Raw genomic sequence first — 13,209 nt, forward strand, 5'->3', positions numbered from 1 at the left:
CAGGCTCTTAATCATATCTGATAATTCTGATTAGTTGGAAATACAACTTTTATAAAAGTTATTCCTATTAAGGTATGGTCCCAATCATTTCTTAACATTTTCAGATTTTCGTTAATTGATTGAGTCTTGAAAGTATCAATATGATTTAAATTTATTGTTACCACTCGTTAAAATTTTAAAAAAGAGGTGTTTTAGTAAGATGATTAGATTAGCAACTAAAGATGATTTACTTAGTATTACTCAATTAGTCAAAGAGGCTAAACAGATTATGGAAGAATTCAACAACAACCAATGGGATGATGAATATCCCGCGAAAGAGCATTTTGAAGAAGACATCGAAAATAAAACACTATACGTTTTAGACGTTGATCATACAATTTATGGTTTTATTGTTATCGACCAAAACCAATCGGAGTGGTATGATGACATTGATTGGCCTGTTAATCGAAATGGAGCATACGTTATTCACAGATTAGCTGGATCAAAACAATATAAAGGTGCTGCGACTGAACTTTTCCAATTTGCCATGGACTTAGCAAATGAACATGATATTCATGTCATTTTAACGGATACATTTGCCCTCAATAAACCTGCTCAAGGATTATTTGAAAAGTTTGGTTTTACTAAAGTTGATGAGATAGAGATAGATTATCATCCTTTTGATAGAGGGGCACCTTTTTATGCTTATTATAAAAACATATAAGAATAGAGGTTGTAATTATGACAAAAATTGCATATACAGGTGGAGGAACAGTAGGACATGTTTCAGTGAATTTAAGTTTAATTCCTACTTCGATTGAAAAAGGACACGAAGCATTTTATATTGGTTCAAAACATGGTATTGAAAGAGAAATGATAGAGTCACAACTCCCTAATATTCAATATTATCCAATATCAAGCGGTAAATTACGTCGTTATCTATCCTTTGAAAATGCAAAAGATGTCTTTAAAGTTTTGAAAGGAATTTTAGATGCACGTAAAATACTTAAAAAACAAAAACCAGACTTACTCTTTTCAAAAGGTGGTTTTGTTAGTGTTCCGGTAGTTATAGCCGCACGTTCTTTAAAAATTCCAACTATCATACACGAATCAGATTTAACTCCTGGATTAGCTAATAAAATTTCTTTAAAATTTGCTAAGAAAATATACACAACCTTTGAAGATACACTTGCATATCTTCCAAAAGATAAAGCTGATTTTGTTGGAGCTACTGTACGTGAGGACTTAAAACAAGGGAATAAAGAAAGAGGTTATCAACTCACTGATTTTGATAAAAACAAAAAAGTGTTATTGGTCATGGGTGGAAGTTTAGGTAGTAAAAAACTTAATAATATCATTCGTCAAAATATTGAGGCACTTCTCCATGATTATCAAATTATACACTTAACTGGAAAAGGGCTTGTTGATGACTCAATTAATAAAAAAGGTTATGTTCAATTTGAATTTGTTAAAGACGACTTAACTGATTTATTAGCAATCACTGATACTGTTATAAGTCGCGCAGGTTCTAACGCAATTTATGAATTTTTAACGCTACGAATACCGATGCTACTCATCCCCTTAGGACTTGATCAATCAAGAGGAGATCAAATTGATAATGCTAAAAACTTTGAATCTAAGGGTTATGGTCGTCATATTCCTGAAGATCAACTTACAGAAGTTAACTTATTGCAAGAATTAAATGATATTGAATTACATCGTGAATCTATTATTAAACAAATGGAAACATATCAAGAGAGTTACACGAAAGAAGATTTATTTGATAAAATTATTCATGATGCATTAAACAAGTAGGGGGCACCTATAATGAATCGATGGAAACGCATTTCATTGCTGATTGTTTTTACACTTATTTTTGGTATAATAGCTTTTTTTCATGAGTCAAGGCTTGGAAAATGGATAGATAACGAAGTATATGAATTTATTTATTCATCTGAAAGTTTCATTACCACATCTATTATGTTAGGTGCAACAAAAATTGGTGAAGTTTGGGCAATGGTTGCGCTATCCTTATTATTAGTTGCTTACCTTATGCTAAAACGTTTCAAGATTGAGACATTATTCTTTGTAGTAGTAATGAGCTTATCTAGTACACTCAATCCACTATTAAAGAATATCTTTGATAGGGAACGTCCAACATTATTGCGTTTAATTGACATTTCCGGCTTTAGTTTTCCAAGTGGTCATGCTATGGGCTCAACTTCATTCTTTGGAAGCGCTATATATGTAATAAACCGTCATGATTCGGGTATCTCTAAAGGCGTGTTAATTGGTTTATGCGCACTTTTCATTTTATTAATATCAACTTCTAGAGTGTACCTAGGCGTTCATTACCCTACAGATATTATTGCCGGCATTATTGGTGGTGCCTTCTGCATTGTTTTATCAACGTTAATGTTGAAAAAACAACTCGCTTTATAAAGAAGCGCGGTTGGAATTTTAAATTAAATAGGTATTGACCAAACCACTGAAATGATTGTGAGTAAACAATGATTTTAGTGGTTTATTTAGTATATTCAAATCGGCGTTTTTAAATAAATATTGTTTGTAAGCTCAATGTTAATAATATTTATCTTATATTAATTTCTTTGTTTTCATTTTTGTTAATAAAAGACTTAAAATGTTGTCTTATAAATGTTTTAAGTCTTTTGTTTTTTGAAAAATTACAAACAAAAAATTTTGATTTACGAAAACTTAAATTTGAAAAAAGTTTACTTTAATAGCGATTACTTATACTGAACTTGTGATTAAATCTTCAAAGGAGCAAAGACATGATACAAATCAAGGATTTAAACAAAGTTTACGACAATGGTAGTCACGCAGTTAAAGATTTCAATCTAGATATTGAGGACAATGAATTTGTAGTATTTGTAGGACCTTCGGGATGTGGGAAATCAACAACGTTACGTATGATTGCAGGACTTGAAGATGTGAGCAAAGGGACAATTAGTATCAACGATAAAGTAATCAACGATTTACAACCTAAAGATCGTAAGATTGCTATGGTCTTTCAAAACTATGCATTATATCCACATATGACAGTTTATAAAAATTTAGCTTTCGGCTTAAAAATGCGAGGAATCAAGAAGAAAATTTATGACGAAAAAATTCAACATGCAGCTCAAATATTAGAAATTGAAAACCTCCTCGACCGTAAACCTAAAGCCTTATCTGGAGGACAACGTCAACGTGTGGCACTTGGTCGAGCTATCGTTAGAGAAGCTCAAATCTTTCTCATGGATGAACCACTTTCTAATTTAGATGCTAAATTACGAAGTAACATGAGAAGCGAAATTATAAAAATACATAAACAAATGAAAGCAACAACGATTTACGTGACACACGACCAAACTGAAGCTATGACAATGGCATCACGTATCGTCATATTAAAACAAGGCGAAATACAACAAATTGGTACGCCTGAAGAAATTTATCGTCATCCTGTCAATGAATTTGTTGCCACTTTCATTGGTAGCCCATCAATGAATATGGTTCCAATGACCTACAACATGGATGCTTGGTACTTCGATGGACAAAAAGTGGCTGATGCTACATTACTTCAACTTGCATCGCATGCACAATACAGACTTGGTATACGACCTGAAGACTTACATCTTGTTAATGATAACGAAATAAGTAATTATCCAATCCAACTTTCTCAATTCACTGTAGACTTAGTTGAGTTAACTGGTTCATACAAATTACTTCACTGTCATCACAATGAGCATAAAATCATAGCAGCTGTAGATAGTAATTTGGATTTTGAATTAGAACAAACAGTTTCCTTCGGTATAAAAACGGAAGATGCACACTTTTTCGATTCTGATTCAGGCGAAAGAGTACAAGAGGAGGTTTTATCATGAGTAAAAACAAAAAACAAAGCCTTCAATCCGCTCATCAAAAACCTTTGTTAAAAAGAATGTGGGAACACAAAGTACTTTACTTAATGATTTTACCTTGTTTACTCTTTTTCTTGATTTTCAACTATATTCCAATGACAAGTCTTGTTCTGGCATTCAAAGATTTCCGCTTCGATACTGGTATCATCGGCGGTGATTGGAAAGGGCTATACTATTTTAAACGCTTTTTCTCTGACCCTCGCTGTATTCAAATTATTATGAATACGCTAATTATAAGTGGCATGAAATTGATTTTAGCTCTACCATTTCCAATTATTTTAGCCATTATGTTTAACGAAATTAAAGATTCTAAATTAGGTAAGATCAGAGGTTTATTTCAAGGCGTACTTTACATCCCTCACTTTTTATCTTGGGTTGTAGTTATCGGTATTTTCAAGAAATTACTCGCTCCAGATGATGGACTTATGAATCAACTGATCCATCAATTTGGTGGCGACGGGTCGACTTACTTTATGATGAACCCTGAGTATTTCCACACCATCATGTTTTCTAGTTATATATGGAAGAATGTAGGGTGGGATTCCATTATTTACTTTGCAGCAATTATGAGTATTAATCCTGAAATTTATGAATCAGCTGCGATTGATGGCGCGAATCGTTTCAAACAAATTATACATATTACCTTACCTATGTTAACACCAACAATTGTTATTTTATTCATCATTTCTCTAGGCGATATTTTAAAAGCAGGGTTCGATCAAATTTACCTACTCAAAACACCAGGTAACGCTAACGTTTCAGAAATACTGGATACATTTGTGATTCGTACTGGTATTGAGCAAGGCGATTTCAGTTACGCAATTGCGATTAGTCTATTACAGGGTGTGATAGGACTTATCGCTGTCGTCATTATTAATAAATTCGCAGATAAGAAACTGGATACATCACTATATTAAGGAGAATGTACATGTTTAGAAAGTCTATGCTCATCTTAATGATTGCAGTCATTTTGTTCGTAACAGCATGTAGCAAAGATAAAACGCAAGATGAAGCGAAAAGAAAAGCAGATGCTAAAGGTAAACCAGATACATGGATTGCAGATAGAAAACTTAAAGGACTTGTGTTTCAAAGTGATAACGATGCCTCCCCTAAAAAGAATAAAGAAGTCGCTCAAGAACTTAAGAAAAAGACTGGCATCACGTTAGAACTTCAAACCGTTTCTAATGAAGATTCCACAGAAGCATTAACTTCAGGACTCGCTTCAGGAGATTTACCCGACTTCATCGTTTATTACTTAGACGATAGTGGAAGACCTGAAATGAAAGTACTAAATAAAGCAGCGAAACAAGGTCGACTCACAGACTTAACGAAAATGCTTAAAAACACAAAAATTTATAGTAAGTATTTCAAAAAAGGATATTTACCAAAAGATACGAAAGATAACATCATGTTTAATAAAGAACAAGATGGAACGTACCTTGTACATATGGGGATTAACCGTCATCCAGGACAAGAAGAACGTCGCACTGTAGGTGGTCCTTATGTCAGAAAAGATATCATGGATAAACTTCATATCGACCCTGCTTCTATCAAGACGTCCAAAGATGTAGAAAAACTTGCCGAAAAGATGAAAGAACACCACTTCAAAGATGATAATGGTAAAGAAATCACACCTATTGGCCCAACAGCATGGGGCGGTGACGATCGTACTAGATTCTATAATGACCTTGTGTGGACTGGTCAGTCTGATGAGAAATTTTTAAATAAAGGTAAGAAAATTATACATGAATCACAAACCGAATATCCACTTAAACGTGTACATTACGTTAAAGACCTTATGAAGAAAGGCTTAATGACAAAAGAGTTCTATACAATGGAAGAAAATAAAGCAAAAGAAGGACTCGTTAATGGCTCATGGGGCATTGTTTCAGATTTACATAACTATGTTACTGAAAATCAAAGTATGAAATACGTTCCACTTGGGCCACTCAATACAGTCAAAGGTAAATTTAGAGTTGAAAAGCCATATAAATCAGGCGCAAACGGTTGGGCTGTACCAAGTACGACTGAACATCCTGAAGACGTCGTTAAACTCGCTGATTTCCTTGCAAGTCGCAGAGGTAAATTACTCGGTCAGTACGGTATTAAAGGACGTGACTATACGTTAGATAAGAAAGGTAACCCTCATGTTAAACCTGAAGTGTTAAAAGAAGTTGAAAATAATCCAAACGAAGCTAAAAAACGTGGTTTTAGAGGTGCGGGTTCTTATTGGGCAGATCATCTTGGTTATACTGATATAGATAATAAAGCTGATTTCGGTGAAACTGAATACGGAGATAATACAAAAACGAAAAAGACGACTCCTGAAAAGATTGCTGATATGTGGCATTATGATGAAAGACAGAAACACGCCAAAATCGTAAACGGACTCACAGTAAAGTCATTCTTATCTAAATATGAATATGGCGAAGATTTAGAAGTTGCACTCGATGATTATAATGACGCTATTAAACGTGCATATTATTCTCAATCAGACAAAGAAGCGAAACAAATTATAGATAGTGCTAAGCAACGTTTAGAAGAGGCAGGCTTAAATCAATTTGAAAGATACGTTGAAAATCAAAGAGATAAAAAAGGAACTCAAATTATTTATTAAGAGGTGGCAGAGACAATGAAAGTTTCACAAGATAAAAGTGCACTTGTCATTCGTATTATCTCATTAATCATTATTATTGGCTTAGTAATCACAATTATCCTCCCGATGATTAATATCTTTGCCTTAGCATTTAACTCTGGGGTAGATGCTCAAAAAGGTGGCATCACTTTCTACCCGCGTAAATTTTCACTAGATAATTTTAAGGAGATATTTAAACAAGGCACGTTATTAAATGCATTATTTATTAGCATTGCAAAGACAGTCATAGGAACGATACTAAGCGTCATATTAACAGCTATGGCTGCTTACGTTCTAACAATCAAAAGTTTACCCTTTCGAAGAATCATCTCATTCTTTCTAGTCTTTACGATGTTATTCAGTGTCGGTGTTGTACCACTTTATATCCTATTAAATCAACTTCATTTAACAGATACATTCTGGGTATACATTTTACCGTCACTTTATAGCGTTTATAACATTTTAATTATGCGTACATTCTTCAATCAATTACCTAGTAGTGTGATTGAAGCCGCTAGAGTAGATGGTTGTCATGACTTTCAAATCTTTTGGAAAATTGTCTTACCCATGAGTAAACCCGTGGTGGCATCAATTACATTATTTAACGCCGTGAGTCAGTGGAATGATTGGTTTACAGGTGCATTCTTCGTACGTAATCCAAACCTCAAACCGTTAGCTACTGTTTTACAAGATATGTTAACGAAACAAGCTGCCATTGCAGATGCTTTAAAACAAAAGTCAGGTTCATATGCGATGTTAGACAAGTTGACAATTACAGGGGACTCAATGCAGATGGCAATGATTGTACTATTAACAATTCCAGTATTATTCCTCTTCCCATTTGTTCAGAAGCATTTTGTAAAAGGTATAACTATCGGTTCGACAAAAGAGTAAAGGAGACGAAACAATGACTACAATTCTACAATTAAGCGATTTACATATTGGGCCACACAATGATGAAAAAGATCAAAAAACTTACGATTTAATTCATCATATGATGACACACTATCAACCTGACATCACAGTATTAACAGGTGACCAAATTTGGTCTGAAGGCGTCATTGATTCAGGTCGCGTTTATAAGAAATTAATGGAGTATTTAAATCGATATGATACGCAAATTGCAACGACATTTGGTAATCACGATACAGAGGGGCATCTCAAACGTTCAGACTTACGCGCTATTGAGGACCAATATTCTACCAACTATGTACAGAAAAATCATAGCCTCATTGTTGATGATAAAGAAGCTTATACAATAGAAGTTGTAAACAACGATACAGTCACACATGTGCTTTATGTTATTGATGGAGGAGATTATAATCCATTTGGCATAGGTGATTATGATTTTATAAGACCTGAACATGTGAATTGGCTTAGGGAAACACATCAAGCATATCAAACTCAATTTCAACACAACTTTCAACATAACTTATTATTTACACATATTCCATTACAAGAATATAGAGAAGTTGAGAATATTGGTGAATATCATGGCATTTTCAATGAACCTATTGCGTGCTCAAAAATTAATTCCGGATTATTTAGTCAGATGTTACTAAACGGTGATATTGAAGGTATGTTCTGCGGTCATGACCATGACAATGATTTTACGATTAATTTATATGGGATTCGCCTTAGCTTTGGTCGTGTTGGTGGTTACAATACTTATGGTGATTTACAACGTGGGGCTAGATTAATTGAGTTGCAACCTGACGCTATATATAAATCGAAAGTGTTAGAATTTGATGATCGTTTCTAAAAGAACGTTTCGGTCATTATACATTCCTATTTTAATAGAACAACTTTTCATACTCATCATGGGTCAAGCTGATACATTGATGTTAAACAGCTATAGCACTGATGCCGTTGCTGCTTCGGGAATGATAAGCCAAATACTCATGCTCATCACGTTTCTGATTACAATCATTCATGTGGGTACAAATATACGTATTGTTCATTTGAAGGAACATCAACCTTCAAGTATTTCACAAGAGATTTATCATAATTTGTTATTCAATAGCATAGTATCTATCGTATTTACGATTGTGATTGGGATCGCATTCGAACTTATCTTACGACTTTTTCAGGTACCTCAAGATATATTCAAACTGACCTATCAATTTGGAATGATTATATTGAGTGTACTCACTTTAACGACCTGTCACATGTATATTGGTACTGTATTACGTGTCATGAATCATGCATCATCAGCTACACGCATTACTATCATTAGTAATGTGACTAATATCATTTTGAACGGAATCGTACTCTTTATTATTCCAGAATATGTAGGTAATCCTGTATTAGGTGTCGCGGTGGTAACAGCGTTCAGTCGTTTATTGGGATGTACTTTAGCTTTGTTTGCGCTGATACAAATTTTCCGTCCATTCAAGCATTACTTCAAGCTGAGCCGGAAGAAAATATATCAAGTTTCGACATTAGGTATCCCAACAGCAGGTGAACAAATTTCTTATAATTTTGCGCAGACATTTACAACTGCATTTATTGCGATGTTAGGCACTCAAGTCATCGCTGCAAAATCTGTTTCTACTGTTTTAAGCGGTCTGTCTTTTAGTTGTGCTATGGCATTTAGTGCTGCTAGCCAAATTTATTTAGGAAAATTTATATCCCGACGACGTTACCGTACTTTAAAGAAAGTTGTTATAAAAAGTATTTGGTTTAATATCACACAATCTTTCATGATTATGACGTGTGTATTTATAGGATTTATAATGTGTGGACGTTGGATAACACACGACTTACAAACCTATCATTTAATCATTTACTATCTTGTTATACTTTTTGGATTAGAACCGATACGTGCAATTAATAATCTAATTGTAGATTTATTAAACGTGACAGGGGATGTACGTTATCCAGTCACCGTGAGTGTTGTGACCACATGGTTGTTATTATTACCTGGAAGTTATCTATTAGGGATTCATTGGGGATTAGGTTATACAGGAATTATTTTAGTGAGTATTGCTGATGAAGCGCTGAGATTTATCATTATGTATCTTAGATGGCGAAATGATCGTTGGCAAGCACGAATGAAGCAGATTGGAGTATAGATATTTATGTATAAAAGAAATGAACGTTTGAATCTTATTTGTAAACGTGTTGATCAGTACGGACAGGTGGCAGTAAAAGATTTAGCTATATTCTTACAAGTTACGCCTGAAACCGTGAGAAAGGATTTAGAAACCTTAGAAAACGATAAATTGATTACACGTACACATGGAGGTGCGATACAATACAATCATATTAATAAAGAGAAATCATATGCGAATAAGTGGCAGAAACAATCACAAGTAAAAGAGCGTATTGCTAAGAAAGCTGCTTTGCAAATACAGTCTGGAGAAATTATTGTCATCGATGGTGGAACCACAACAGGGCGAATTCCTCAATATCTCAATGATATTACTCAGACCACGATTGTGACGAATTCTCTGAAGATTGCAGATGAATTGAATCGTGCTATAGAGGAGCAACGAATTCAAGCAGAAGTAATTATGCTTGCTGGAAAGACGAATACTGAACAAGATGTTGTGCGCGGGCATATGACGAATGAGTTATTACAACGTTTTAAATTTGATAAAGCTTTTATTTCATGTGGTTCGTTTGATACGAGTGATTGTTATGAATTTGATCTGGAAGAAGCGCATGCAAGTCACATTATGATTCAAAAAAGTCAACTGAGTTATCTCTTAGCGGATAGTAGTAAGCGAGATGCGCATGCGTCGTATCGTATTGATGGTTTTAGCGAAATTGATTATATGATTTCTGATTATGCTAAACCTCAGAATATAGAATATTTTAATCAGAAGCATTGGTTACAGATTTAACTTATAGAAAATGAAGCCTGAGACTTCGTCTTTTTTAAATAAAAGAAGACGCCTCAGGCTTTATTTAATTTTACGAATGGTAACACCTGAGGCTTTGCCCAAGTATAAGTGCCACTAGCAATGAATATTTTTTCGTTGCAGTGGCACTAAAAAACAGCAGACCTCAAGTGTCAAAGGTCTACTGCTTTTATTGAAACGTCCTATCTTAACGTTAGTCTTTTACGGGCATATAAAAGGGGATAGTTGAAAATGACCAATCCAAAAGAACAACTTGTATGTGGGGGGAATGTTTTTCAATTGGTATTGATAATCATTTTCAATTAACATTATACATGATTGATAATGATTGTCAATTAGAAATATATACATTTTTTCGATTTAATTTAAATATAATGATAATGCTAGAGTGACTTTTTCTAAAGACAGTCTACTTATTCGACTATCTATTAAGGTGGTTCATGGTAAAATGATACTAGTTTCATAACAAATCATTTACAATTTTGAATTACATCTTTAGAAATACGAGTTAATTGTTTAAGATGTAGCGTGAGGTGCAAATATGACAAATATTTTAATCGTAGAAGATGAGCAAAATCTTGCTAGATTTATAGAGCTTGAGTTAACTCATGAAAATTATACTGTTGATATAGAGAATGATGGAAAGGCAGGTTTGGACAAAGCATTATCTAAGCCCTATGATTTATATATTTTAGACTTAATGCTTCCAAACATAAATGGTCTAGAAATTTGTAGACAAATTCGTCAAAAAACAACTACTCCAATTATCATCATTACTGCGAAAAGCGAGACATATGATAAAGTAGCTGGGTTGGACTATGGGGCAGATGACTACATTGTAAAACCCTTTGATATAGAAGAATTGCTGGCAAGAATAAGAGCGGTATTGCGCAGACAGCCAGATAAAGATGTTTTAGATATCAATGGTATTATCATTGATAAAGATGCCTTTAAAGTTACTGTTAATGGCCATCAATTAGAATTAACTAAAACAGAATACGATTTACTATATGTTTTAGCTGAAAATCGTAACCACGTCATGCAACGTGAACAAATTCTCGATCACGTATGGGGGTATAATAGTGAAGTAGAAACGAATGTCGTTGATGTTTATATTCGTTATTTACGTAATAAACTCAAACCTTTTAATAAAGAAAAATCCATAGAAACTGTACGTGGCGTAGGGTATGTGATTCGATGATTAAGCGTCAAAAATTAAAATATAAATGGATGCTTATTACGACGCTCATTACCTTCACGACAATATTACTTTTCTGCTTAATTATTATTTTCTTTTTAAAAGATACTTTACGAAGTAGTGAAATTGACGAAGCTGAAAGAAGTTCAAATGATATCGCCAATCTGTTCCATTCAAAATCTTTAAGTGATATATCTGCATTGGATTTAAATGCATCCTTAGAAAATTTTCAAGAAATATTGATTTATGATGATAAGGGTAGAAAGTTAATTCAAACATCAAATGATAATGCACTTGCTTATGATAACAAAATTGATTTCAAACATCCTGAACGTATACATATTCATAGAAGCCACGGTATTAATTACTTAGTAATAACTGAACCTATACGTTCGAAGGAATTTTCTGGATACAGTGTATTAGTCCATTCTCTTCAAAATTATGATAATCTCGTTAAATCACTTTATATCGTTGCACTTGCTTTTGGATTAATTGCAACCATTATAACTGCCGGCGTGAGTTATATCTTTTCTTCGCAAATTACTAAACCAATAGTTACAATGTCCAATAAAATGAATCAAATTAGAAGAGATGGTTTTCAAAATAAACTTGAATTAACTACAAATTATGAAGAAACAGACAATTTAATTGATACCTTTAATGAAATGATGTATCAAATAGAAGAATCTTTTAATCAGCAACGTCAATTTGTTGAGGATGCTTCACATGAATTAAGAACGCCACTGCAGATTATTCAAGGTCATCTCAATTTAATTCAACGTTGGGGAAAAAAAGATCCAGCAGTTTTGGAAGAATCTTTGAATATTTCAATTGAGGAAGTGAATCGAATAACAAAACTTGTCGAAGAACTACTTTTACTTACCAAAGATAGAGTCAATCATAATGTTTTGGAATGTGAAAATGTAGACATAAATAGCGAGATTCAGTCACGTGTGAAGTCACTGCAACACCTACATCCAGATTATACCTTTGAAACACATCTTGCTACTAAACCTATCCAATTAAAAATTAACCGTCATCAGTTTGAACAACTCTTACTCATATTTATTGATAATGCAATGAAATACGATACTGAACATAAGCACATTAAAATTGTTACTCAACTAAAAAATAAAATGATTATGATTGATATTACTGATCATGGTATGGGTATACCAAAAGCTGACTTAGAATTTATCTTTGATCGATTTTATCGTGTAGATAAATCACGTGCACGTAGTCAAGGAGGCAATGGATTAGGACTATCAATAGCTGAAAAAATTGTACAACTTAACGGTGGTATGATTCAGGTTGAAAGTGAACTACAAAATTACACGACTTTCAAAATCAGTTTTCCAGTACTAAATTAAATAAATAGTATTATTTAAGTAACGAATGATTACGATCAAACAAGGGACAAATAAATTATTACAGGCTTAGATATTAACAATCCTTAAACTAGTACTATAAATGATTAAATCCATTGACACCTATCATTATAAATAAAGATTACGGACATTATACTAAGATGCTGATTAGAATAGCTATATCATGTCATACTAATGAAAGGAACTTCTTCACAAAGGTTCTCTTACTATAGACTTGACAATC

General features: G+C 33.4%; 12 protein-coding genes. All 12 read left to right on the forward strand.

From position 1 onward, the window contains the following. Window positions 1–199 precede the first annotated feature (199 nt). The 12 genes from NST35_RS06685 to NST35_RS06740 all read left to right on the forward strand — a co-directional run bounded on the left by NST35_RS06685 (window position 200) and on the right by NST35_RS06740 (window position 12,968). On the forward strand, window positions 200–703 hold the full coding sequence (locus NST35_RS06685; RefSeq protein WP_002446437.1) for a GNAT family N-acetyltransferase: 504 nt from the start codon (window positions 200–202) through the stop codon (window positions 701–703). Between the two features lie 17 nt (window positions 704–720). Next, window positions 721–1,794 (forward strand): undecaprenyldiphospho-muramoylpentapeptide beta-N-acetylglucosaminyltransferase, encoded by a 1,074-nt coding sequence (locus NST35_RS06690; protein ID WP_002457662.1) that lies wholly within the window; start codon window positions 721–723, stop codon window positions 1,792–1,794. 12 nt (window positions 1,795–1,806) lie between these two features. After that, a complete protein-coding gene (locus tag NST35_RS06695) occupies window positions 1,807–2,421 on the forward strand; it encodes a phosphatase PAP2 family protein (protein ID WP_340747280.1) in 615 nt (204 codons plus the stop codon). A gap of 350 nt (window positions 2,422–2,771) precedes the next feature. Continuing rightward, entirely contained in the window at window positions 2,772–3,863 is a 1,092-nt protein-coding gene (locus NST35_RS06700; protein ID WP_002457660.1) for an ABC transporter ATP-binding protein, read from the forward strand. Continuing rightward, entirely contained in the window at window positions 3,860–4,816 is a 957-nt protein-coding gene (locus NST35_RS06705; RefSeq protein WP_002470606.1) for an ABC transporter permease, read from the forward strand. The genes NST35_RS06700 and NST35_RS06705 overlap by 4 nt, the downstream gene beginning before the upstream one ends. A gap of 11 nt (window positions 4,817–4,827) precedes the next feature. Continuing rightward, window positions 4,828–6,516: an extracellular solute-binding protein gene (locus NST35_RS06710; RefSeq protein WP_002457659.1), complete on the forward strand. Its 1,689-nt coding sequence runs from the start codon at window positions 4,828–4,830 to the stop codon at window positions 6,514–6,516. Window positions 6,517–6,531: 15 nt separating this feature from the next. Continuing rightward, a complete protein-coding gene (locus NST35_RS06715) occupies window positions 6,532–7,428 on the forward strand; it encodes a carbohydrate ABC transporter permease (protein ID WP_002457658.1) in 897 nt (298 codons plus the stop codon). A 13-nt stretch (window positions 7,429–7,441) separates the two neighbouring features. Continuing rightward, window positions 7,442–8,296 carry a metallophosphoesterase family protein gene (locus NST35_RS06720; RefSeq protein ID WP_002446430.1) on the forward strand — a complete coding sequence of 285 codons (855 nt, stop codon included), beginning with the start codon at window positions 7,442–7,444 and terminating at the stop codon, window positions 8,294–8,296. Further along, window positions 8,283–9,608, forward strand: a complete 1,326-nt coding sequence (locus NST35_RS06725) for an MATE family efflux transporter (RefSeq protein ID WP_002457657.1) — start codon at window positions 8,283–8,285, stop codon at window positions 9,606–9,608. Before NST35_RS06720 ends, NST35_RS06725 begins: the two co-directional genes overlap by 14 nt. Before the next feature lie 6 nt (window positions 9,609–9,614). Then, window positions 9,615–10,382, forward strand: coding sequence for a DeoR/GlpR family DNA-binding transcription regulator (locus NST35_RS06730; RefSeq protein ID WP_002457656.1), 768 nt, complete (start codon window positions 9,615–9,617; stop codon window positions 10,380–10,382). Between the two features lie 559 nt (window positions 10,383–10,941). Further along, window positions 10,942–11,601, forward strand: coding sequence for a response regulator transcription factor (locus tag NST35_RS06735; protein WP_002446427.1), 660 nt, complete (start codon window positions 10,942–10,944; stop codon window positions 11,599–11,601). Next, window positions 11,598–12,968 (forward strand): HAMP domain-containing sensor histidine kinase, encoded by a 1,371-nt coding sequence (locus NST35_RS06740; protein WP_340747281.1) that lies wholly within the window; start codon window positions 11,598–11,600, stop codon window positions 12,966–12,968. The genes NST35_RS06735 and NST35_RS06740 overlap by 4 nt, the downstream gene beginning before the upstream one ends. Window positions 12,969–13,209: the final 241 nt, after the last annotated feature.

Origin of the sequence: Staphylococcus sp. FSL W8-0304 (assembly GCF_038006565.1) — a bacterium.
Classification (GTDB): domain Bacteria; phylum Bacillota; class Bacilli; order Staphylococcales; family Staphylococcaceae; genus Staphylococcus; species Staphylococcus epidermidis.

Excerpts from the sequence above, each read along its gene's own strand:
- NST35_RS06685 (WP_002446437.1), top strand. The coding sequence starts at position 200 with ATGATTAGATTAGCAACTAAAGATGATTTACTTAGTATTACTCAATTA.
- NST35_RS06690 (WP_002457662.1), top strand. The coding sequence starts at position 721 with ATGACAAAAATTGCATATACAGGTGGAGGAACAGTAGGACATGTTTCA.
- NST35_RS06695 (WP_340747280.1), top strand. The coding sequence starts at position 1,807 with ATGAATCGATGGAAACGCATTTCATTGCTGATTGTTTTTACACTTATT.
- NST35_RS06700 (WP_002457660.1), top strand. The coding sequence starts at position 2,772 with ATGATACAAATCAAGGATTTAAACAAAGTTTACGACAATGGTAGTCAC.
- NST35_RS06705 (WP_002470606.1), top strand. The coding sequence starts at position 3,860 with ATGAGTAAAAACAAAAAACAAAGCCTTCAATCCGCTCATCAAAAACCT.
- NST35_RS06710 (WP_002457659.1), top strand. The coding sequence starts at position 4,828 with ATGTTTAGAAAGTCTATGCTCATCTTAATGATTGCAGTCATTTTGTTC.
- NST35_RS06715 (WP_002457658.1), top strand. The coding sequence starts at position 6,532 with ATGAAAGTTTCACAAGATAAAAGTGCACTTGTCATTCGTATTATCTCA.
- NST35_RS06720 (WP_002446430.1), top strand. The coding sequence starts at position 7,442 with ATGACTACAATTCTACAATTAAGCGATTTACATATTGGGCCACACAAT.
- NST35_RS06725 (WP_002457657.1), top strand. The coding sequence starts at position 8,283 with ATGATCGTTTCTAAAAGAACGTTTCGGTCATTATACATTCCTATTTTA.
- NST35_RS06730 (WP_002457656.1), top strand. The coding sequence starts at position 9,615 with ATGTATAAAAGAAATGAACGTTTGAATCTTATTTGTAAACGTGTTGAT.
- NST35_RS06735 (WP_002446427.1), top strand. The coding sequence starts at position 10,942 with ATGACAAATATTTTAATCGTAGAAGATGAGCAAAATCTTGCTAGATTT.
- NST35_RS06740 (WP_340747281.1), top strand. The coding sequence starts at position 11,598 with ATGATTAAGCGTCAAAAATTAAAATATAAATGGATGCTTATTACGACG.